20 protein-coding genes are annotated in these 20,692 nt (G+C 64.0%); 8 read left to right on the top strand and 12 right to left on the bottom strand.

What is annotated here, in order from left to right:
* Positions 1–219 precede the first annotated feature (219 nt).
* From aroC to YP76_RS05260, 5 genes are read right to left on the bottom strand one after another with little or no spacing between them, the layout of a single operon-like run.
* Positions 220–1,308 (bottom strand): chorismate synthase, encoded by a 1,089-nt coding sequence (gene aroC, locus YP76_RS05275; RefSeq protein WP_046762464.1) that lies wholly within the window; start codon positions 1,306–1,308, stop codon positions 220–222.
* Entirely contained in the window at positions 1,305–1,760 is a 456-nt protein-coding gene (locus YP76_RS27585) for a hypothetical protein (protein WP_157035662.1), read from the bottom strand. Before YP76_RS27585 ends, aroC begins: the two co-directional genes overlap by 4 nt.
* A complete protein-coding gene (gene fabI, locus YP76_RS05270; RefSeq protein WP_046762463.1) occupies positions 1,757–2,563 on the bottom strand; it encodes an enoyl-ACP reductase FabI in 807 nt (268 codons plus the stop codon). Before fabI ends, YP76_RS27585 begins: the two co-directional genes overlap by 4 nt.
* Positions 2,560–3,531 carry a YihY/virulence factor BrkB family protein gene (locus YP76_RS05265; protein WP_046762462.1) on the bottom strand — a complete coding sequence of 324 codons (972 nt, stop codon included), beginning with the start codon at positions 3,529–3,531 and terminating at the stop codon, positions 2,560–2,562. Before YP76_RS05265 ends, fabI begins: the two co-directional genes overlap by 4 nt.
* Positions 3,532–3,545: 14 nt before the next feature.
* Complete coding sequence (locus tag YP76_RS05260; protein WP_046762461.1) at positions 3,546–4,484, bottom strand: DnaJ C-terminal domain-containing protein; 939 nt, start codon at positions 4,482–4,484, stop codon at positions 3,546–3,548.
* 124 nt (positions 4,485–4,608) lie between these two features.
* On the opposite strand from YP76_RS05260, the gene pdxH reads away from it, so the two are divergent.
* Entirely contained in the window at positions 4,609–5,184 is a 576-nt protein-coding gene (gene pdxH / locus YP76_RS05255; protein WP_046762460.1) for a pyridoxamine 5'-phosphate oxidase, read from the top strand.
* A 162-nt stretch (positions 5,185–5,346) separates the two neighbouring features.
* Complete coding sequence (locus YP76_RS05250) at positions 5,347–6,678, top strand: dicarboxylate/amino acid:cation symporter (protein WP_046762459.1); 1,332 nt, start codon at positions 5,347–5,349, stop codon at positions 6,676–6,678.
* A gap of 15 nt (positions 6,679–6,693) precedes the next feature.
* Here the strand turns inward: YP76_RS05250 and YP76_RS05245 are convergent, their stop codons facing one another.
* The 6 genes from YP76_RS05245 to YP76_RS05215 all read right to left on the bottom strand — a co-directional run bounded on the left by YP76_RS05245 (position 6,694) and on the right by YP76_RS05215 (position 13,217).
* Positions 6,694–7,257, bottom strand: coding sequence for an NADPH-dependent FMN reductase (locus YP76_RS05245; protein WP_046762458.1), 564 nt, complete (start codon positions 7,255–7,257; stop codon positions 6,694–6,696).
* A 304-nt stretch (positions 7,258–7,561) separates the two neighbouring features.
* Complete coding sequence (locus YP76_RS05235) at positions 7,562–7,744, bottom strand: hypothetical protein (protein WP_021245469.1); 183 nt, start codon at positions 7,742–7,744, stop codon at positions 7,562–7,564.
* Between the two features lie 4 nt (positions 7,745–7,748).
* Positions 7,749–9,038 carry an adenylosuccinate synthase gene (locus YP76_RS05230; RefSeq protein WP_046762456.1) on the bottom strand — a complete coding sequence of 430 codons (1,290 nt, stop codon included), beginning with the start codon at positions 9,036–9,038 and terminating at the stop codon, positions 7,749–7,751.
* Positions 9,039–9,165: 127 nt separating this feature from the next.
* Positions 9,166–10,296: an ATP phosphoribosyltransferase regulatory subunit gene (locus YP76_RS05225; RefSeq protein ID WP_046762455.1), complete on the bottom strand. Its 1,131-nt coding sequence runs from the start codon at positions 10,294–10,296 to the stop codon at positions 9,166–9,168.
* Between the two features lie 53 nt (positions 10,297–10,349).
* Positions 10,350–11,930 (bottom strand): phosphoglycerate dehydrogenase, encoded by a 1,581-nt coding sequence (serA, locus tag YP76_RS05220; protein ID WP_046762454.1) that lies wholly within the window; start codon positions 11,928–11,930, stop codon positions 10,350–10,352.
* Positions 11,931–12,056: 126 nt separating this feature from the next.
* Positions 12,057–13,217: a phosphoserine transaminase gene (locus YP76_RS05215; RefSeq protein ID WP_046762453.1), complete on the bottom strand. Its 1,161-nt coding sequence runs from the start codon at positions 13,215–13,217 to the stop codon at positions 12,057–12,059.
* Positions 13,218–13,378: 161 nt separating this feature from the next.
* Here YP76_RS05215 and YP76_RS05210 point away from each other — a divergent pair, with 161 nt between their 5' ends.
* The 6 genes from YP76_RS05210 (at position 13,379) to YP76_RS05185 (ending at position 19,924) form a co-directional block, all read left to right on the top strand.
* The gene (locus YP76_RS05210; protein WP_046762657.1) at positions 13,379–14,074 is read left to right on the top strand and encodes an extensin family protein; all 696 of its coding nucleotides are present in this window, start codon (positions 13,379–13,381) and stop codon (positions 14,072–14,074) included.
* Positions 14,075–14,173: 99 nt separating this feature from the next.
* A complete protein-coding gene (locus tag YP76_RS05205) occupies positions 14,174–15,052 on the top strand; it encodes an LOG family protein (RefSeq protein WP_046762452.1) in 879 nt (292 codons plus the stop codon).
* A 38-nt stretch (positions 15,053–15,090) separates the two neighbouring features.
* Positions 15,091–15,762: a pyrimidine 5'-nucleotidase gene (locus YP76_RS05200; protein WP_046762451.1), complete on the top strand. Its 672-nt coding sequence runs from the start codon at positions 15,091–15,093 to the stop codon at positions 15,760–15,762.
* Positions 15,759–16,610 carry a 2,3,4,5-tetrahydropyridine-2,6-dicarboxylate N-succinyltransferase gene (gene dapD / locus YP76_RS05195; protein ID WP_046762450.1) on the top strand — a complete coding sequence of 284 codons (852 nt, stop codon included), beginning with the start codon at positions 15,759–15,761 and terminating at the stop codon, positions 16,608–16,610. The genes YP76_RS05200 and dapD overlap by 4 nt, the downstream gene beginning before the upstream one ends.
* 155 nt (positions 16,611–16,765) lie before the next feature.
* Positions 16,766–18,631, top strand: a complete 1,866-nt coding sequence (locus YP76_RS05190) for an ABCB family ABC transporter ATP-binding protein/permease (RefSeq protein WP_046762449.1) — start codon at positions 16,766–16,768, stop codon at positions 18,629–18,631.
* A gap of 312 nt (positions 18,632–18,943) precedes the next feature.
* On the top strand, positions 18,944–19,924 hold the full coding sequence (locus tag YP76_RS05185; protein ID WP_046762448.1) for a TerC family protein: 981 nt from the start codon (positions 18,944–18,946) through the stop codon (positions 19,922–19,924).
* Positions 19,925–20,043: 119 nt separating this feature from the next.
* On the opposite strand, the gene YP76_RS05180 is transcribed toward YP76_RS05185, so the two are convergent.
* A complete protein-coding gene (locus YP76_RS05180; protein WP_046762447.1) occupies positions 20,044–20,661 on the bottom strand; it encodes a hypothetical protein in 618 nt (205 codons plus the stop codon).
* Between the last annotated feature and the right edge of the window lie 31 nt (positions 20,662–20,692).

The raw sequence follows: 20,692 nt of genomic DNA, 5'->3' as shown, positions 1-20,692 counted from the left end.
ACGAAATGGGCCAGCCATGGTTGCATGGCTGGCCCGTGTTCGCGGCTGAAGGGGACGTTTTGACCGTCAATCCATGCAAGGCATGATGACGCTCCCCAGGCTTACGCACTGCCGCTCGCCCTCCCGCGGGCGATCTGTAACGAAGATGTTACCGCAGATCGGCTGAGTCGTCTCGCGGGAATCGCGTCTTTGCCGGAATTATGGCTCGATTCGGCGCTTTCAATCCGCTCCGCATTGCGCGCGATGGAGCAGCTTCTGGTCGGCCAGCACCAGCGCCATCATCGCTTCGACGACCGGCACGCCGCGAATGCCGACGCAGGGGTCGTGACGGCCCTTGGTGATGATCTCCGACGCGGCGCCTTCCCGCGTGACGGTCTCGACCGGGATCAGGATCGAGCTGGTCGGCTTGAAGGCGATGCGGACCTTGACCGGCTGGCCGGTGGAGATGCCGCCCGCGATCCCGCCGGCATGGTTGGCGAGGAAGACCGGATTACCGTCCTTACCCCCTTCGGCATTGGGCCGCATCGGGTCGGCATTCTCTTCGCCGCGCAGGCGGGCGGCGGCGAAACCGTCACCGATTTCCACGCCCTTGACCGCATTGATGCTCATCATCGCGGCGGCGAGTTCGCTGTCGAGCTTGGCATAGAGCGGTGCGCCCCAGCCCGCCGGAACGCCGCTGGCAATACATTCGACCACCGCGCCGAGCGAGGAACCGTCCTTGCGGGCATCATCGACCAGCTTCTCCCAGCGCTTCGCCGCTTCCGGGTCGGGGCAGAAGAAGGGATTGTTGTCGATCTCGCTCGCGTCGAAGCGGGCATGGTCGATGGCGTCGCCGCCGATCTCGCTGACATAGGCGAAGATGTCGACATCGGGGATGACGAGCCGCGCCACCGCCCCCGCCGCCACCCGGCTGGCGGTTTCGCGCGCCGAGGACCGCCCGCCGCCGCGATAATCGCGAAAGCCATATTTGGCATCATAGGCATAGTCGGCATGGCCGGGGCGATAGGCCTTGGCGACTTCGCTGTAATCCTTGGACCGCTGGTCTTTATTCTCGATCATCAGGCTGATCGGGGTACCCGTGGTCCGGCCCTCGAACACACCCGAGAGGATGCGCACTTCATCGGGTTCGCGGCGCTGGGTGGTGAATTTCGACGTGCCGGGCTTGCGCTTGTCGAGGAACGGCTGGATGTCGGCTTCGCTGAGCGGCAGGCCCGGAGGGCAGCCGTCGACCATCGCGCCGATGGCGGGACCGTGGGACTCACCCCAGGTCGAGAAGCGGAAGACGCGGCCGAAGGTGTTGAAGCTCATGCTATTTGCCCGACAAAATGGTTTGAAAGCCAGCGACGATCAATGGTGGTGAAGGGAGCTACTATCTCAAGCATGGATGGCAGAGACGGCACATTGGCACGATAACCCGTTTCAAGATAACGATTCCGCCAATTCGGGCCTGAATGCCCCAAGTCCAAATGATTGACCAGGAATTTCAGATCATCTCCGACCTGAAACTTATTCTTAAAATCAGCACTGAGGTCATCAAATAATTTAGGCAGGGAATGTCCGTATTGCCGTCGCACATGCTCCACACTCAGCTCCCGGCGACGATCTGCTTTGAAAATCAGTTCTAAGCCATGCGCCACTAAGAACTCGAACGGATCATGGAATAACCAGACATCGCCGCCTTTTGACGCTGCACGCGCCACATCAAGGTAACCCACCCCTAAATTATAGAAACCTATGGGCAGGCTACCTTCATCACTCATTTGTCGAGCGCGATGTCGGGGGCGTCTTCTGCCTTCATGCCGATGACATTGTAGCCCGCATCGACATGGTGGACTTCGCCGGTCACGCCCGATGCCAGATCGGACAACAAATAGAGGCCGGCGCCGCCCACGTCCTCGATCGTCACATTGCGGCGAAGCGGGCTGTTCAGCTCGTTCCACTTCATGATGTAGCGGAAATCGCCGATACCGCTCGCGGCCAGCGTCTTGATCGGTCCGGCGGAGATGGCGTTCACGCGGATACCCTCCGGCCCCAGGTCCATCGCCAGATATTTGACGCTGGTTTCCAGTGCCGCCTTGGCCACGCCCATGACGTTGTAATGGGGAATCACCTTTTCCGCGCCATAATAGCTGAGCGTCAGCAGGCTGCCGCCCTCCGCCATCAGCGCACGCGCCCGCTTTGCGACGGCGACGAAGCTGTAGGCGGAGATGTTCATCGTCAGCAGGAAATTTTCCAGGCTGGTGTCGACATAAAGCCCACGCAGTTCGTTCTTGTCGGAAAAGCCGATCGCGTGGACCACGAAGTCCAGCCTGCCCCACTTCGCCTTGATCTCGTCAAAGGCGGCGTCGAGCTTTTCCATGTCCGACACGTCGCAGTCGATCAGGAAATCGGAACCGAGTTCCTCCGCCAGCGGCCGGACCCGCTTGGCCAGCGCATCGCCCTGATAGGAGAAAGCCAGTTCCGCGCCCTGCGCATGCAGCGCCTTCGATATGCCCCAGGCCAGCGACTTGTCGTTCGCCAGTCCCATGATCAGACCGCGTTTTCCCGCCATCAAGCCTGTCATTTCGTCGTTCCATTCCCTTTGTCGACCTGCGCGACGGTGGCGGCTTCCTCTTCCGGGAACTCCGCCAGCGCCGCATTCAATTCCGCGCCAATTACCACGCCAAGCCCGACAAGGAAGAAGAAAATAAGCGTGATCATCACGCCGGCCAGACTGCCATAGGTGCGATCGTAACCGCCCAGGAGGGAAAGCGTGGGCGGCAATAACAGGGTGACGCCATACCACCACAGCGCCGTGGCGAGGGCGCCGGGCCATTTGGGGAAGCAGGGGTCCTTGTACAGGCTGGGGGTCAGGGAGACGTAGAGAGAATAGAGGGCGACGCACAGGATCGCCATCGGCACCAGCTTGGTCAGGGCGACGATCTGGATCGCCTGGTCGGCGAAAGGCAATATCTGGTGCAGGAACTGGTCGATGCCGGTGATGATCACCTGCATCGAGAAGGCGAACATCACCGCGAAAACGCTGACCAGCGTGATGCCGATGGCGGTCAGGCGATAATGCCAGAAGGGGCGCGTGCTCTTTGTGCCATAGGCGCGGCGCAATATGTCGCGGATCGTCTCGATGAGGCTGCCGACGGTCCACAGGCCGACCAGCCCCCCCAGCCAGAGCAGCGGCCCGGTGCGGGCGTTCAGCACGTCGATGATCGGTTGCCGCACGACATCCGCGACACCTGGCGGCACGGTTTCCAGAAAGGCCCTGACCGCCGCCAGCCCATCCTGCGAATGGCCGAAGATGCTCGCCACCGCCGCCGCCACGATGAAGAAGGGAAACAATGTCATCAACGAAAGATAGGCGAGGTTCCCGGCATGGATGAAGCCGTCGCTATAGGTGCCGACGGCCACGCGCTTGGCGATTTCAAAGGCGTGGCTGCCAGGCCGTACCCGGTCGATATGGCGGTTGAAATGGATGCGGGCTTCTTCCGCGATATGCTTGCGACGGGACTCGGGAGACAGGGGCGAGGGTTGCGGCATTCCCTCCTAACCCCTCAGACGCCGAGATGGGTCCGCACGGCGCGGCTGTCCTGCCAGCTTTCGACCAGCGCCTGGATCGCCGGATCGTCGGCGGGCACGTCGATCAGCAGGGTAACGAGCTGGTCGCCGCGCTGGCCGGTCTTGCCGGTAAAACCCTTGCCGCGCAGGCGCAGCGTCTTGCCGGAGGAGGTGCCCGCGGGCACACCCAGCATGACGGGACCGTCGACCGTGGGAACCTTGACCTTCGCGCCCTTCACGGCTTCATCGAGCGTGATCGGCAGTTCCAGCAACACATTGTCGCCGTCGCGGGTGAAGAAGGCATGAGGCTTCACCTCGATCGTGACGATGGCGTCACCCGCGCCACCGGGTCCTTGCTGGCCCTTGCCGGAAAGGCGCATCTGCGTGCCTGTTTCAACCCCCGCGGGCAATTTCAGGTCGATGGTCTTGCCGTCCTGAAGCGTTATCCGCTGCGGCGCGAGGGTTGCGGCGTCGACAAACTGGACGGCCAGGCGATAGGTGACGTTCGCGCCCTTTTGCGGCGGCGCGCCACGGCCGAAGCCGCCAAAGCCCCCTCCGCCGCCACCGCGACGCCCCGTACCGCCGCCGAACAGCCCTTCGAAAATATCGCCGAAATCCGCGCCGCCGCCGTTGAATTCGAAGCCGCCGCCCTGGCCGCCCGGATGCCCGCGAAAGCCTCCCCCACCGCCACCAAAGCCGAAGGGCGCAGTCGGATTGCCGTCGCCGTCTATCTCGCCCCGATCGAAGCGGGCACGCTTGTCCTTGTCCGACAAGAGGTCATAGGCGCTGGTCGCGGCGGAAAATTTCTCCGCTGCCTGGGGATTGTCCTTGTTCCGGTCAGGATGCAGCTCCTTGGCCAGCTTGCGATAGGCGGACTTGATCTCGGCCTCGCTCGCGCTGCGCGCCACGCCCAATGTGGAATAAGGGTCGGCCATGGGCGGTAACACATCCTCTTGCAATAAAAACCCGTTCGCGCCCTATGTGGCGAAAGGTGCGGAATGGTTCAAGCGTGGGAAAGCCTTATCGACAAGGCTTTTCGGCGCGCGTAGACCGGCGCGTATGACCGATCCCTTTGCCCTGTTCGCCGCCTGGTACGATGAGGCACGCGAAACCGAGATCAACGACAGCAATGCCATGGCGCTCGCCACCGCCGATGCACGCGGGCGGCCGTCGGTGCGGATGGTGTTGCTCAAGGGGCATGGGCCGGACGGGTTCATCTTCTATACCAATTTCGAAGGGCGCAAGGCGGAGGATCTGCACGCCAATCCCCATGCGGCGCTACTGTTCCACTGGAAATCGCTGCGGCGCCAGATCCGGATCGAGGGGCCGGTGGGTCCGGTCGACGACGCCACCGCCGATGCCTATTTCGCGACGCGCAGCCGGGACAGCCAGCTTGGCGCCTGGGCCTCGGACCAGTCGCGCCCGCTGGAATCCCGCGATCTGTTCATGGCCCGCTATGAGGAGGCGAGCTTGCGGTTCGAGGGTGGGCCAGTGCCCAGGCCGCCCCATTGGTCGGGCTTTCGGGTCAAACCGGAACGCATCGAATTCTGGCAGGATCGGGAGCATCGCCTGCACGAACGCCGCCTGTTCGAGCGGACCGGCGACGGCTGGCACGAGGGATTGCTATACCCTTGACCTGCCCCGCCCCGCGCCGGCGGCGGCCGGACATGAAATAAACGCGCGCGGAATATGCTGCGTCGTTCGTTCAACGGGATAAGCGGGTCGGCCCACCTCGATTGCGGGGGTGCCGTGCGCCTGTTAGGTGTCGCTGTGGCGGGCACGGGTTAGAGGAATTGCATGCGAAATCGACTGACGGCGTTCATCCTGACGGGCATGATTCTCGGGGTGATCGTGGGCTTTGCGACCAATTTGTGGGTGGGCGGCGACAAGGCCCTGGCAAAGGATGTAGCGGGTTATTTCCACCTGCTGGCCGACATCTTCCTGCATCTCATCAAGATGATCATCGCGCCGCTGGTCTTTTCCACCCTGGTCGCCGGCATCGCCCATATGGGCGACAGCGCGGCGCTCGGCCGAATCGGCGGGCGCGCCCTTGCCTGGTTCATCATCGCCAGCCTGATCTCGCTGACCCTGGGCCTCGTCTTCGTCAATTTCTTCGCGCCGGGCGAAGGGCTGAACCTCGTCCGCTCGGGCGCGGATTCGGGGGTCAATACCGAAGCGCTCAACTTCCGTGACTTCATCCTGCATGTCTTCCCGACCTCCATGGTCGGGGCCATGGCGGAAAATTCGATCCTGCAGATCGTCGTCTTCTCGCTGTTCGTCGGCGTCGCGCTGACCGCCATCGGCGAAAAGGGCAAGCCGATCGTCACCGTGATCGAGGCGATGGTCGAACTGATGTTGCAGGTCACCGGCTATGTCATGCGCATGGCGCCGCTGGCCGTGTTCGGAGCGTTGGCATCGGTGATCACCACCGAGGGGCTGGGTGTACTCAAGACCTTCGGGCAGTTGGTGGGCGAATTCTATCTGGCGCTCATGGCCCTGTGGCTGCTGCTGTTTGCAGCGGGATCGGCATTCCTGGGCAAGCGGATGCTGACGCTGGTCCGTTATGTGCGCGAGCCGGTATTGATCGCCTTTTCCACAGCATCCTCGGAAGCGGCCTATCCCAAGATGCTGGAGCAGCTCGACCGCTTCGGCGTGCCGCGGCGGATATACAGTTTCGTGCTGCCGCTGGGCTACAGTTTCAACCTTGACGGGTCGATGATGTATTCGACTTTCGCGACGATCTTCATCGCCCAGGCCTATGGCATCGATCTGCCGATCGCGACGCAGATCACCATCCTGCTGGTGCTGATGGTGACCAGCAAGGGAATCGCCGCCGTGCCCCGCGCCAGCCTTGTGGTGGTGGCGGCGACGCTGGGGCAGTTCGACCTGCCGGTAGAGGGCGTCGCCTTCATCCTGGCCGTGGACCATTTCATGGACATGGGCCGTACCGCGACCAACGTACTGGGCAACGCGATCGCCACGTCCGTCATCACCAAATGGGAGGGGATGCTGGAGGTCGAGGAGCCGGATTATGTACCGCACCCCAAGGCACCCGCCCATACCGCATCCCATGGTCGCGCCGGACTGGAGCTGGCATCCGATATGGTGGACGAGGAAAAGCGGTCCTGAGGTCCAGCGGCTGCGTCAACGCGCCACGGCTTCGGCCCAATAGACCAGGGTGCGGGCGAAACTGGCAAAGCCGCGCTCCAGCGCCGCGCCGCTTTCCCCATGGGGACGGGCTTGGGCATCCAGCGTGTCGCCGATCTGCCCGACGCTGAGGCGATCGGGAATGACGGTCATGCCCATGGCATTGAGCGTCACCGTCCAGTTGGCGTGGCTGTTGACCCCGGCGAAGCGGCCCATGGAATAGCTGGCGACGCCCGCCGGGCGACGGTCGAATTCCTTGAGGAAATGGTCGGTGAGGTTCTTGAGGCCAGGCTGGACGCCGCGATTATATTCCCCCGCGACGAAGACAAAGGCATCGGCGGCGGTCAGGCGTTCGGACAGGGCGGCCATGGCGGCAGGCGCTTCGCCCGGCGGATAGTCGCTGTAGCGTAGATCGAGCATGGGCAAGCCAATTGCCTGCGCGTCGATCAGTTCGGCCTTGTGGCCCAGTTGCTGGAAGCCCCGGATCAGATAATCCGCCAGACGGATGCCGAGGCGACCCCGACGATAGGAGCCGTAAAGGACAAGGATATCAAGCGCCATGGGAGACTCTCCTGATGTTCAGAAGAATGTCGCATTGGCGCTCGACGGCGTCCAGCCCTGGAGCGATTTCCAGTCGGATGGCATCATCAGACGGTTAAGAAATCGCGGTAAAACAAAGAAATGGAGCGGCCGATCCGATTCCATCAGATCGCAAACCGCTCTAGGGCCAATCGACATTCAGATGATGACGAGACGAAAATGGTGGTTTTTCGTGACCCGGAGCGGAGCGTACTAAAAGTACGTGAGCACCGGAAGCACGGGAAAGCGCCATTTGCAGGCCGTCAGGGCTGAATGTCGATTGGCCCTAGCGCAGCTTGGCGATGGAAAGCCCGTCCTGTTTGGCGCGGGCCTTGACCGATTCCTCGCTGCGGGTGAGGGCCTTGGCGATCGCCTTGAGCGCCATGCCCTTCTTCGCCAGCGTATGGAGCTTTTGCAGCTCGTCCGCCGTCCAGGGCTGCTTGTGCCGCTCGAAGCGATCGCCCGCCATCGGATCAGTCCGCGAACGGATCGCGCACGAGGATGGTGTCCTCGCGCTCGGGGCTTGTGGAGACGAGCGTGACCGGGCAGCCGACCAGTTCCTCGATGCGGCGGATATATTTGATCGCCTGCGCCGGAAGGTCGGCCCAACTGCGGGCGCCCGCGGTCGTGTCCTGCCAGCCTTCGATCGTTTCATACACCGGCTCGGCCTTCGCCTGATCCTGCGCATGGGCGGGGAGGTAATCGAAGCTCTGATCGCCGATCTTGTAACCGACGCAGATTTTCAGTTCGTCGAAACCGTCCAGCACGTCCAGCTTGGTGAGCGCGATGCCGGTCACGCCCGACACCGCGACCGACTGGCGCACCAGCACGGCGTCGAACCAGCCGCAACGGCGCTTGCGGCCGGTGACGGTGCCGAATTCATGGCCTCGCTCGCCCAGGCGCTGGCCGGTTTCGTCCTCCAGTTCGGTGGGGAACGGTCCTGAACCGACGCGCGTCGTATAGGCCTTGACGATGCCCAGCACGAAGCCCGCGCCCGACGGGCCAAGGCCGGTGCCGCTTGCCGCCGTGCCCGCAACCGTGTTGGAGGAGGTGACGAACGGATAGGTGCCATGGTCGATGTCGAGCAGCGTGCCCTGTGCACCTTCGAACAGGATGCGCTTGCCCTTGGACTTGGCGTCGTTCAGCGTCAGCCAGACCGGCTTGGCGAAGGGCAGGATGAAACTGGCGATGTCGCGCAGCTCGGCCATCAATGCATCGCGGTCGATCGGGGCTTCGTTGAACCCGGCGCGCAGCGCGTCGTGATGCGCGGTCAGACGATCGAGCTGCGGGCCGAGATCGTCGAGATGGAAAAGGTCGCAGACGCGGATGGCGCGGCGGCCGACCTTGTCCTCATAGGCCGGGCCGATGCCGCGACGGGTCGTGCCGATCTTGCCCGCGCCCGACGCATCCTCGCGCAGGCCATCCAGGTCGCGGTGGAAAGGCAGGATCAGCGGGCAGGTTTCCGCGATCTGAAGGTTGTCGGGCGTGATCTCCACCCCCTGCCCCTTCAGCTTGGCGACTTCATCGCGGAAGTGCCAGGGGTCCAGCACCACGCCATTGCCGATCACCGACAGCGTGCCCCGCACGATGCCCGAGGGGAGCAGCGAAAGCTTGTAGACATTCTCGCCCACGACCAGTGTGTGGCCCGCATTGTGGCCGCCCTGGAAGCGGGCGACGACGTCCGCGCGTTCCGACAGCCAGTCGACGATCTTGCCTTTGCCTTCGTCGCCCCATTGAGCGCCGATCACGGTAACATTTGCCATGGATATAGTCCTCCGCCCGCCGCGCGGACCGGCCATGCCCTTCGACGGGACTCGACATGCCGGTGGGATAGGGTGGGCGCATCGCCCGGTGTGCGGGCCGCGCGTTAGCCGTGCTGGCCCGGTAAAGTCAATAGGCGCGCGGCTCGTCGCCGTCGAGCCAGTGCGAACAGCGAAGCGTCTCGCCATTTTCCTGCCCTGTGAGCGCGGCGATGCTATGCCAGCCCTCCGCCCGCAACGCGGCGGCTCGCACCGGGTCATGATGCAACGGCAGGAACAGGCGCCGGGGCGCTTCGCCACCAAAGCCCGCGTCGATCAACGGATCGGGATAGAGCGAGAAGCCCATCGCCGGTTCGTCCGAGCCGTCGGCGCGGGTGATGGCGTAGCTGCCGCCCCGGCCGATCTCCCCCGTGAAGCCGTCCGCGAAGATCGAGAAGCCGAACCAGTTCTGATATTCGAAGCCATGACGCTCGGTGGGGTCGAGCGTCAGGGTGATGTCCCAGCCGATGGGCTTCGCGATGGCGCGCAGGCCGGCGATCCGGCTGTCGATCGCGCCGCCAAGCTCGGCATTGAGCGCTTCGAGCCGCTCCATCGCGGCGTGGAACGGTCCGGTCGCCTCGATCAGCGGAAGATAGGCGGCGGCAGCCGGGCTGATCGCGGCGAGTGCACCCGCATCCTTGGCATCGAGTTCCGTGCGAACCGCCTCGATCTCCTCCGGCGCCAGCGGCAGCGGGCCGGCGGCGAGATTGTCGATCAGGTCCGGCAAGGTAAAGTCGATGGTGATGCCGGTGACGCCCGCGGCCTGCAAGGCCTCTATGGCGACGTTCACGATTTCGACGGCGGCGGTGGCGCTGTCGCTGCCGATCAGTTCGGCGCCGATCTGGAAACGTTCGCGCTCGGGCCGAAGCTGATTCGCGCGCAGGCGGATCACCGGCCCGGCGTAGGACAGGCGCAGCGGGCGCGGCGCGCTGGCAAGGCGCGTGGCGGCGATGCGGCCGACCTGCGCGGTCATGTCCGGGCGAAGGGCCAGGCTGCGTTGGGAAACGGGGTCGATGGCGCGGACAAGGTCCTGCGCGCGCATCGTTTTCAAACGGCCGACCAGCGTATCCTCGAACTCCGCGAGCGGCGGCATGACACGCTCATAGCCATGGCCGGCGACGGTATCGAGCACACGGCGCGCGAGGCGCGCGGACGCCTCTGCCTGCGGTGGCAGGCGATCTGACAGTCCTTCGGGGAGGAGGCCGGGTGGGATCGTGGTCATGGGCTGGCCTTTAGCGGATTATTCGCAATAGGCCAGCCCGAACCACAAGCTGATCAGGCGAAGCGGAGCAGCTTGACCGTCTTGACGCCTGCCAGCTTGCAGATGTCGGCCAGGACGGTTTCGTTCACCGCGCCGTCGACCGACAGCAGCAGCACGGCTTCACCGCCCTGGTTGCGACGGCCAAGGTGGAAGGTGCCGATATTGACCTGCGCCTCGCCCAGCGTCGAACCCAGACGACCGATGAAGCCCGGCGCGTCCTGGTTGACGATGTAGAGCATGTGACCGGCCAGATCGGCTTCGACCTTGATGCCGAACAGTTCGACCAGGCGGGCCTGCGCATTGCCGAAGAGGGTGCCCGCGACCGACTTGTCGCCGCTTTCCGTCTTCACGGTCACGCGGACGAGGGTCTGATAATCGCCCTCGCGGTCATGGCGGACCTCACGAACATCGAGGCCGCGCTCCTTCGCGAGGAAGGGGGCGTTGACCATGTTCACCGTGTCCGAATAGACGCGCATCAGCCCCGCGAGCACCGCCGCGGTGATCGGCTTCTGGTTGAGTTCGGCGGCATGGCCCTCGACCTCGACCGAGACGCTCTGGATACGGTCGCCTTCGAGCTGGCCGACAAGGCTGCCCAGTTCTTCCGCCAGCGCCATATAGGGCTTGAGCTTCGGGGCTTCCTCAGCCGACAGCGACGGCACGTTCAGCGCATTGGTGATACCGCCGTCGAGCAGATAGTCGGAAAGCTGTTCCGCGACCTGGAGCGCGACATTGACCTGCGCCTCGTCGGTCGATGCGCCCAGATGCGGGGTGCAGATGAAGTTGGGGGTGCCGAACAGCGGCGATTCCTTCGCCGGTTCGGTCACGAACACGTCGAGCGCGGCGCCAGCGACATGGCCCGCATCCATCGCTTCCTTGAGCGCGGCTTCGTCGATCAGGCCGCCGCGGGCGCAGTTGATGATGCGCACGCCCTTCTTGGTCTTGGCCAGATTTTCCTTCGACAGGATGTTGCGGGTCTGGTCGGTCAGCGGCGTGTGCAGCGTGATGAAGTCGGCTTTGCTGAGCAGCGTGTCGAGATCGGCCTTTTCCACGCCCATTTCGACGGCGCGTTCCGGGGTCAGGAAGGGATCGAACGCAACGACCTTCATCTTGAGACCCAGCGCGCGGCTGGCGACGATCGAGCCGATGTTGCCCGCGCCGATCAGGCCCAGCGTCTTACCGGTGACTTCCACGCCCATGAAGCCGTTCTTCGGCCACAGGCCCTGCTGCGTCTGGGCATTGGCTTCGGGCAGTTGGCGGGCCAGCGCGAACATCAGCGCGATGGCATGTTCGGCGGTGGTGATCGAGTTGCCGAACGGGGTGTTCATGACGATCACGCCCTTGGACGAGGCGGCCGGGATGTCGACATTGTCGACGCCGATGCCGGCGCGGCCGATGACCTTGAGGTTGGTGGCGTGGTCGAGAATATCCTTCGTCACCTTGGTCGAGCTGCGGATCGCAAGGCCGTCATACTGGCCGATGATCGCCTTCAGCTCTTCCGGCGTCTTGCCGGTGATTTCGTCGACTTCCACGCCGCGTTCACGGAAGATCGCGGCGGCGCGGGGGTCCATCTTGTCGGAAATAAGTACCTTGGGCATGACGAATTGCCTTTCTTGCAATTCGTCATCCTGACGAAAGTCAGGATCTCAGGCGGCAAAGTCGTACCTAGATGCCTGAGATCCCAGCTTTCGCTGGGATGACGGGATATATGGGAAGAAGTTTGTTTAAGCAGCCTTCACGGTCGCATAGGCCCAGTCGAGCCAAGGCCCCAGCGCTTCGATGTCGGCGGTCTCCACCGTCGCGCCGCACCAGATGCGCAGGCCCGCCGGGGCGTCGCGATAGCCCGCGACGTCATAGGCTGCACCTTCCTTCTCCAGCAGGGCCGCGAAGCTCTTGATGAAGGCTTCGTCCGCACCCTCGACCGTCAGGCAGACGCTGGTGGTCGAGCGCGACGCTTCGTCGGCGGCGAGATGGCCCAGCCAGTCGCGTTCCTCGACGATCTTGTTGAGCGCCGCCGCATTGGCGTTGCTGCGCGCGATCAGGCCCGCGGAACCGCCGATCGACTTGCCCCATTCCAGCGCGAAGATCGCGTCCTCGACCGCCAGCATGGAGGGGGTGTTGATCGTCTCGCCCTTGAACACGCCCTCGGCGAGCTTGCCCTTCGCCATCAGGCGGAACACCTTGGGCAGCGGCCAGGCGGGGGTGTAGGTCTCCAGACGCTCGACCGCGCGGGGGCCGAGGATCAGCACGCCATGGCCGCCCTCGCCGCCCAGCACCTTCTGCCAGGAGAAGGTGGCGACGTCGATCTTGGTCCAGTCGATCTCATAGGCGAAGACCGCGCTGGTGGCGTCGGCGAAGGTCAGCCCCTCGCGGTCGGCCGGAATCCAGTCGGCATTGGGAACGCGCACGCCCGAGGTCGTGCCGTTCCAGGTGAACAGCACGTCATGGGCGAAGTTCACACCGTTCAGGTCGGGCAATTGACCATAGTCGGCGCGGATGATCGTCGGATCGAGCTTCAACTGCTTGGCGGCATCCGTCACCCAGCCTTCGCCGAAGCTTTCCCAGGCCAGCGTCGTGACCGGACGGGCGCCCAGCATGGTCCACATCGCCATTTCGAAGGCGCCGGTGTCCGAACCCGGCACGATGCCGATGCGGTGGGTTTCGGGCAGGTTGAGCAGCTCGCGCATCAGGTCGATGCAATAAGCGAGGCGGGTCTTGCCGATCTTGGCGCGGTGCGAGCGGCCCAGCGATTGCGCGCTCAGCTTGTCGGCGCTCCAGCCCGGAGGCTTGGCGCAGGGACCGGAAGAGAAATAGGGGCGGGCCGGACGGTTGGCGGGCTTTTCAGCAGGCGCAAGGGTGGCGTCAACGGCAGTCAGATCAGTCATGTAATGCGTCTCCTTACAGAGAGCACGCGCGGCGTTGGGACCGCGTGGCCCGCTGGCCGCCCTAAAGTCTCCGGCCAAAGAGTCAAGTTGAATGTCTGCATGCGATGAAAGGAGTCGGCCGTTAACCCTTGAGCCAGCCGGACGTGGTAAATCATGCCGTCATGATTGAGCGGGTTTGGGGGAAAGCGATCCTTCGCGGCATAGGTTTTACGGGCCTGTCGGCCGCCGTGCTGGCGCTGGCCGGGTGCGGCGGCGACCTGGTGCCGCGCGGACGCGTGGAACGGCCCGCCAAGCCGGTGAGGACGGCGCGCCCGGCCACGCCGCCATCGATGGAACTGCGCCAGTGCATGGCGAAGCTGACGTCTCAGTCGGTCCTCTTCACCCCCCTGCCCGACCAGAATTTCGGTGGCGGATGCAGCGCGACGGGAAGCGTCAAGCTGATCGATATCGGGGTTCCCGCGACCAATCTGGGCGCGATGACCTGCGGCCTTGCCGCCAATTTCGCGGCCTGGGCGCGTTACGGCGTGCAACCTGCCGCCCGGCTGATCCTGGGCGCGGAGATCGAGAGGATCGAGACATTCGGCACCTATAACTGCCGGCCGATCGCGGGCAGCGGCAAGCTGAGCGAACATGCGCACAGCAATGCGATCGACGTGTCGGCCTTCGTCCTGAGCGACGGACGGCGGATTTCGATCGAAAGGGACTGGAACGGCGACAGGCGGACGCGCCAGTTTCTGGAAATCGTCCACGCCAGCGCCTGCAAGCGGTTCCGCACCGTGCTCAGCCCCGATTACAATGCGGCGCATCACGACCATTTCCATTTCGACATGGGCGGAAAAGGCGGGTTCTGCCGCTGATGACGACAGGGCGCTTTTGCCGTTAAGCGCCAAATGGTTTGGCGGCTTCTGCGGATAAGCGCCTTGGCTTTGTCATCCCGACATCCTACCTTTCCGGAAATGACTAGAAAAGAAATCGAAGAACGCAAATTCCGCCCCGCCCGTCAGGAAGCCGCCGACGCCCGCAGGGGGCTGGAAACACCACAGACCAGCAGCGCCGCCTACCGCCTGGCTTTCCAGGATACCGAATTCCTGCTGCGGGAGGATCTGCGGCCGATACGGTTCCAGCTCGAATTGCTGAAGCCCCAATTGCTGATGGACGAGGCGAAGATCGAGTCGACCTTCGTCTTCTATGGTTCCGCCCGGATTCCCGAACCCGACCAGGTACAGGCGCGGATCGATGCGGCGGCGACGCCGGAGCAGAAGCGCATTGCCGAGAATCTGGGCCGGAAAGCACGCTATTATGACGAAGCGCGCAAGCTGGCGCGGATCGCGGCGCAATATCCGGTGAACGAGGCGGGATGCCGCCATTTCGTCGTCTGCTCGGGCGGTGGTCCGTCGATCATGGAGGCGGCCAATCGCGGCGCGGATGATGTCGGCCAGACCACCATCGGCATGAATATCGTGCTGCCGCATGAGCAGGCGCCCAACCGCTTCGTCACGCCGGAATTGAGCTTCCAGTTCCATTATTTCGCGCTGCGCAAAATGCACTTCCTGCTGCGGGCGCGGGCTCTGGCGGTGTTCCCTGGCGGCTTCGGCACGTTCGATGAGATGTTCGAGTTGCTGACCCTGATCCAGACCGGCAAGATGAAGCCGATCCCGGTGCTGCTCTTCGGCAAGGATTTCTGGACCCGGGTGGTGGATTTCGAAGCGCTGGCCGACGAGGGCGTGATCTCGCCGTCGGACCTCCATCTGTTGACCTGGGTGGAAACGGCCGAGGAGGCATGGCAGGCGGTGCAGAACTTCTATCAGGACTCCGAAGCGCCCGGCTGCGGTTGATCCTTGCCCTGGCCGTCAGGGAGGATTAGGGCGCGGCCATGCGCGCCGATCTCGCCCATGTCGACACCTGGATCTTCGATCTGGACAACACGCTCTACCCGGCGAAGGCGGACCTGTTCGCCCTGATCGACGTGAAGATGGGGGAGTTCATCCAGGGGCTGCTCGGCTGCGATCCGGTGGTCGCGAAACAGACGCAGAAGCGCTATTTCCTGGAGCATGGCACGACGCTGTCCGGCCTGATGCACCATCATGGCATCGAGCCGCGCGAATTTCTCGACTATGTCCACGACATATCGATGGACCGGCTGGAGGTGGACGAGGCACTGAACGCCCATATCGCCGCGCTGCCGGGGCGGCGGCTGATCTTCACCAATGGCGATGCTGCCTATGCCGGGCGCGTGCTGGACAAGCTCGGCCTCGCCGGGGCGTTCGAGCTGATCCACGACATCCATGCCTGCCAATATGTGCCCAAGCCCGACCCGTCGGGCTATGCCGAACTCTGCCGGGTCCACCATGTCGATCCGATGCGGGCCGCCTTTTTCGAGGACATGGCCCGCAACCTGCGCCCCGCCAAGGCGATCGGCATGGCCACCATCTGGGTCAATAACGGCTCGGAAGCCGGCAATCACGAGCATCATCCCGATTTCATCGATTTCGAAACCGACCATCTGACGCCGTTTCTGGCGGATATTTTTGGGGAACAACCATGAGCAACGAACTGATCGCGACCATCGATACCGCCTGGGAGGACCGGGCCAACGTCAATCTCCAGACGCAGGGCGAAGTCCGGCAGGCGGTCGACAAGGCGCTGGCGCTGCTGGACAAGGGCGAACTGCGCGTCGCCGAACCGACCGGCACCGAGGGCGCCGGAGCCTGGCAGGTCAACCAGTGGGCGAAGAAGGCGGTGCTGCTCAGCTTCCGCCTCAACGACAATGCGATGATCGACAATGGTCCGGGCGCGGGCCATTGGTGGGACAAGGTGCCGAGCAAGTTCGCCGGCTGGGACGAGGCCGCTTTCCGCGCCGCCGGTTTCCGCGCGGTTCCGGGGTCGTTCGCCCGCGCGGGTGCGCACATTGCGAAGAATGTCATTTTGATGCCGAGCTTTGTCAACATCGGCGCGTTCGTCGATGAAGGCACGATGGTCGACACCTGGGTGACGGTGGGAAGCTGCGCGCAGATCGGCAAGAACGTCCACCTGTCGGGCGGCGTCGGCATCGGCGGCGTGCTGGAGCCGTTGCAGGCCGATCCGGTGATCATCGAGGACGACTGCTTCATCGGCGCCCGTTCCGAAGTCGTGGAAGGCGTGCGCATCGGCAAGGGTTCGGTGCTGTCGATGGGCGTGTTCATCGGCATGTCGACCAAGATCGTCGACCGCACCACCGGCGAAATCTTCATCGGCGAAGTGCCGCCCTATTCGGTGGTCGTGCCGGGCAGCCTGCCGGGCAAGCCGCTGCCCGACGGCACGCCGGGGCCGAGCCTCTATTGCGCGGTGATCGTGAAGCGCGTCGACGCCCAGACCCGGTCCAAGACCGGGATCAACGAACTGCTGCGGGATTAACGCCTACCGCGCAAATGGTAGCTGCGTGCTCCTGCGAAGGCAGGAGCCCAGTTCCACCCTCTGATCTGGGCTCCTGCCTTCGCAGGAGCACGGATTACTTGACCGCAAGGTTGAACCTACTGGATGCGGACGGCTCAGAACCCTACATAACCCCCATGCCGCCATCCACGCCCGACAATTCGCCCCTTCCGCCCATCTGGGCGACGCTGCGGCGCTTTTTCCCCTATCTCTGGCCGGCCGATGCCCCTGCCCTGAGGCGACGGGTGGCGATCGCCATGGTGCTGGTGCTGGTCGCGAAGATCGTCAGCCTTGCCATGCCCTTCGCTTACAAGGGCGCGGTCGACCGGATGGTGCCGGGCATGGAGTCCGGCGCGGGCCTCGCCGTGGCGCTGGTGGTGGCCTATGCCGGCGCGCGCTTTGGCAGCGTGCTGTTCGACAATCTGCGCAACGCCATTTTCGAGCGGGTGGGCCAGGAAGCCGGGCGGCGGCTGGCCGACGATGTGTTCGTGCATCTGCATCGGCTGTCGCTGCGCTTCCATCTCGACCGGCGGACCGGCGCCGTCACCAAGATCGTCGAACGGGGCACGAAGAGCATCGACACGATGCTCTATTTCATGCTGTTCAACATCGCGCCGACCGTGCTGGAACTGGCGGCGGTCTGCGTCATCTTCTTCGTGAAGTTCGGTCCCGGACTGGTCGCGGCGACGCTGGTGATGGTGGGCCTCTATATCTGGTTCACCCGGACCATCACCGAATGGCGCAACCAGTTGCGGCGCGACATGGTGGACATGGACACCAACGCCGTCGCCCATGCCGTCGACAGCCTGCTCAATTTCGAGACGGTCAAATATTTCGGCGCCGAGGATCGCGAGGCGGCGCGCTATGCCAAGGCGATGCGGCGCTATGCCGATGCGGCGGTGAAGTCGGAAAATTCGCTGGCCTGGCTGAATATCGGACAGTCCCTGATCACCAACCTGATGATGGCGGGGGCCATGGGCTATACCGTCTGGGGGTGGAGCAAGGGGCAATTCTCGACCGGCGACGTGGTGCTGGTCAACACGTTGCTGAGCCAGCTTTTCCGGCCGCTCGACCTGCTGGGCATGGTCTATCGGACGATCCGGCAGGGGCTGATCGACATGGAGGCGATGTACAAGCTGATCGACACGCAGGCCGAGATCGCCGATGCGCAGGGTGCACCGGTCCTGCATGTCGAGACGGGCGAGGTGCGCTTCGACCATGTGCATTTCGGTTATGATCCCGAACGCGAAATCCTGCATGGCGTGAGCTTCGCCGTGCCGGCGGGCAAGACGCTGGCGATCGTCGGACCTTCGGGCGCGGGCAAATCGACCATCGCGCGGCTGCTGTTCCGGTTTTACGACATTCAGGGCGGACGCATCCTGATCGACGGGCAGGACATCGCCCAGGTCACCCAGGGGTCGCTGCGTTCGGCCATCGGCATCGTGCCGCAGGACATGGTGCTGTTCAACGATACGGTCGGCTATAATATCGGCTATGGCCGGGCGGGCGCGACCCAGGAAGAGATTGAGGAAGCGGCCAAGGCGGCGTCGATCCACGATTTCATCATGGGACTGCCGCAGGGTTATGCGACGCGGGTCGGCGAGCGCGGCCTGAAACTGTCCGGCGGGGAGAAGCAGCGCGTGGCGATTGCACGCACATTGCTGAAGGACCCGCCGGTGCTGGTGCTCGACGAAGCGACCAGTGCGCTCGACAGCCGGACCGAGACGGAAATCCAGGACGTGCTGCGCAGCATCGCACGCAAGCGCACGACGCTGATCGTCGCGCACCGCCTGTCCACCGTGGTCGATGCCGACGAGATCATCGTGCTGGAGCAGGGCCGTATCGTCGAACGCGGGCGGCACGGCGATCTGGTGCGGGCGGACGGACTTTACGCGACCATGTGGGCACGGCAGGCGACCGAGCGGGACGAGATGGCCCAAGCGCCGGAGGTCGAGCCGAAGATCGAGGATGTTTTCGAAGTGGTTGACCTGCGCAGGGGTTGATGGCGGCCTTTGCCGCTGGGGCAAGGGCAACGCGGCTCGGGCTGCACCATTTTCCCTCCACCACCGCCTTCTGCCGCCGTCCCCCTCCCCATCCGTCGTGGGGAGAAATGGGGTCCGGTTGATTTTGGCGGCTTCCGCAGCTATGGTCGCGCTCGCGGACCGGGCCCCTCTGGCGCGCTGACCTCAAACAGCGCGTGATGTCGGACCGCATCGGACTATCCGATGCGACTGACGGCTTGGTTTGGACCACCCCCTCCCCTTCGCAGCGGATTCTCCGATCAACCTTGTTGTTGAACGAGAGGAGCATATCCCGTGGAATTTCTCTTCATGGACTGGCTGGGGACACCGGCGTGGTTCTGGCTGGCCTTCTTCGCCATCGTTGCGGCGCTGACGGCCTTCGACCTTGGTTTCCTGCACAAGGAGGACAAGGAGATCGGCATCAGGGAGAGCCTGAAACTCTCCCTCTTCTACATCAGCATCGCCATGGCTTTCGGCGTCTGGGTCTGGTTCGTGCGCGGGCCGGAGCCGGGGATGCAATATTTCACCGGCTTCTTCATCGAGAAGGCGCTGTCGATCGACAATGTCTTCGTGATCAGCCTGATCTTCTCCTATTTCGCGATTCCGGCGAAATATCAGTATCGGGCGCTGCTCTGGGGCATCATCGGCGTGATCGTGCTGCGCGGCCTGATGATCGCGGGCGGGGCGATGCTGCTGCATGAAGCCTATTGGGTGCTGTACCTGTTCGCCGCCTTCCTGATCTTCACCGGCATCAAGATGATGTTCGCGGGCGACGAGCCGATGGATGTCGGCAAAAATCCGCTGATCCGCTTCATCTCGACGCATATGCGGGTGACGCCGGAGCTGCATGGCGAGCATTTCCTCGCCCGCATGAAGGATCCGAAGACGGGCCGGATGGTGCGGGCCGCGACGCCGCTGCTGCTGGCGCTGATCGTCATCAATTTCGCCGATCTGGTGTTCGCGGTGGACAGCGTGCCCGCGATCTTCGCGATCACGACCGATACGTTCATCGTCTATACGTCGAACGTGATGGCGATACTGGGCCTGCGCGCGCTGTATTTCGCGCTGTCGGCCATGGTGCACCGCTTCCACTACCTCAAATATGCGCTTGCCGCGATCCTGGTGTTCATCGGGACCAAGATCTTCGTGGCGGACTTCCTGCTGGATGGGGGCAAGTTCCCGCCGGCGCTGAGCCTGGGCGTGACCTTTGCGCTGATCGGCGCGGGGGTCGTCTGGTCGTTGTGGAAGACGAAGGCGGAAGACCGCGCGGCATGAAGGATGGGCAGGGAACCCGGAATGGTTCCCTGCCCAGGGGCCGTGCCCTTAGCGTATCCGTGATGATCAAGCGCGCGATGTCTCGATCGTCAGATGACGCCATCTGAGTGGAAATCGCTTTAACGGCTCGACACGGTGGTGGTCGTCCGTTCCACCACCGACGCGCGGGCGGGGCTGGTGGTCCTGCGCACGACCTTGCGCTTGGCCGGGGCGGCCTTGCGCACGACCGTCGTCGGGACCGTCTTCACCGTCTCCGTGGTCACGGTCGTCGTGGCGGGAGCGGGCGTGGCGGCGGCGGCACGGGCAGCCTGCGCGTCTGCAGCGGCGGCGGAGGCTGCACGCTCAGCCGCTTCCGCCCGCGCATTGGCGGCAGCGGCATCCTGCTGCGCCGAGGCGGCGGTCGATGCCTGGATCTGGGCGTCGGTTTCGGCGCGGGCCTGGCTCTGCCCGATGGCGGTATCGGCAAATTGCTGGGCTTCGATCGCTGCCCGGATGGCGGCCTGTTCCTTACCGCTCTTGAGCTGTTCCTGGGCCAGACGGAGCGATGCCTGCGCCCTGGCGAGAACGGCCGGATTGGCTTCGCCCGCCTTGAGCTTTCCGGCGGCGTCGATCTTGCCCTGGGCCTGGGCGATGGCGGCCAGCGCCCGCTCCTCGTCCCCTGCCAATGCCGGACCGCTGGCAAGAAACAGAGCCGATGCAGCAGCAAAGAAACGTATAGATGTGCCGATCTTACGCATAAATTCTCCTGTCATCATTATTGGTGGACCG

It is taken from the genome of Sphingobium chungbukense (genome assembly GCF_001005725.1).
GTDB lineage: Bacteria > Pseudomonadota > Alphaproteobacteria > Sphingomonadales > Sphingomonadaceae > Sphingobium > Sphingobium chungbukense.
Note: the sequence above shows the minus strand (reverse complement) of the source record. Positions and strands in the feature narration are given on the sequence as shown.

Excerpts from the sequence above, each read along its gene's own strand:
- YP76_RS05200 (WP_046762451.1), top strand. The coding sequence starts at position 15,091 with ATGCGCGCCGATCTCGCCCATGTCGACACCTGGATCTTCGATCTGGAC.
- pdxH (WP_046762460.1), top strand. The coding sequence starts at position 4,609 with ATGACCGATCCCTTTGCCCTGTTCGCCGCCTGGTACGATGAGGCACGC.
- YP76_RS05245 (WP_046762458.1), bottom strand. The coding sequence starts at position 7,257 with ATGGCGCTTGATATCCTTGTCCTTTACGGCTCCTATCGTCGGGGTCGC.
- YP76_RS05225 (WP_046762455.1), bottom strand. The coding sequence starts at position 10,296 with ATGACCACGATCCCACCCGGCCTCCTCCCCGAAGGACTGTCAGATCGC.
- YP76_RS05210 (WP_046762657.1), top strand. The coding sequence starts at position 13,379 with ATGATTGAGCGGGTTTGGGGGAAAGCGATCCTTCGCGGCATAGGTTTT.
- aroC (WP_046762464.1), bottom strand. The coding sequence starts at position 1,308 with ATGAGCTTCAACACCTTCGGCCGCGTCTTCCGCTTCTCGACCTGGGGT.
- fabI (WP_046762463.1), bottom strand. The coding sequence starts at position 2,563 with ATGACAGGCTTGATGGCGGGAAAACGCGGTCTGATCATGGGACTGGCG.
- YP76_RS05215 (WP_046762453.1), bottom strand. The coding sequence starts at position 13,217 with ATGACTGATCTGACTGCCGTTGACGCCACCCTTGCGCCTGCTGAAAAG.
- YP76_RS05230 (WP_046762456.1), bottom strand. The coding sequence starts at position 9,038 with ATGGCAAATGTTACCGTGATCGGCGCTCAATGGGGCGACGAAGGCAAA.
- serA (WP_046762454.1), bottom strand. The coding sequence starts at position 11,930 with ATGCCCAAGGTACTTATTTCCGACAAGATGGACCCCCGCGCCGCCGCG.
- dapD (WP_046762450.1), top strand. The coding sequence starts at position 15,759 with ATGAGCAACGAACTGATCGCGACCATCGATACCGCCTGGGAGGACCGG.
- YP76_RS05260 (WP_046762461.1), bottom strand. The coding sequence starts at position 4,484 with ATGGCCGACCCTTATTCCACATTGGGCGTGGCGCGCAGCGCGAGCGAG.
- YP76_RS05190 (WP_046762449.1), top strand. The coding sequence starts at position 16,766 with ATGCCGCCATCCACGCCCGACAATTCGCCCCTTCCGCCCATCTGGGCG.
- YP76_RS05235 (WP_021245469.1), bottom strand. The coding sequence starts at position 7,744 with ATGGCGGGCGATCGCTTCGAGCGGCACAAGCAGCCCTGGACGGCGGAC.
- YP76_RS05265 (WP_046762462.1), bottom strand. The coding sequence starts at position 3,531 with ATGCCGCAACCCTCGCCCCTGTCTCCCGAGTCCCGTCGCAAGCATATC.
- YP76_RS05205 (WP_046762452.1), top strand. The coding sequence starts at position 14,174 with ATGACTAGAAAAGAAATCGAAGAACGCAAATTCCGCCCCGCCCGTCAG.
- YP76_RS05180 (WP_046762447.1), bottom strand. The coding sequence starts at position 20,661 with ATGCGTAAGATCGGCACATCTATACGTTTCTTTGCTGCTGCATCGGCT.
- YP76_RS27585 (WP_157035662.1), bottom strand. The coding sequence starts at position 1,760 with ATGAGTGATGAAGGTAGCCTGCCCATAGGTTTCTATAATTTAGGGGTG.
- YP76_RS05250 (WP_046762459.1), top strand. The coding sequence starts at position 5,347 with ATGCGAAATCGACTGACGGCGTTCATCCTGACGGGCATGATTCTCGGG.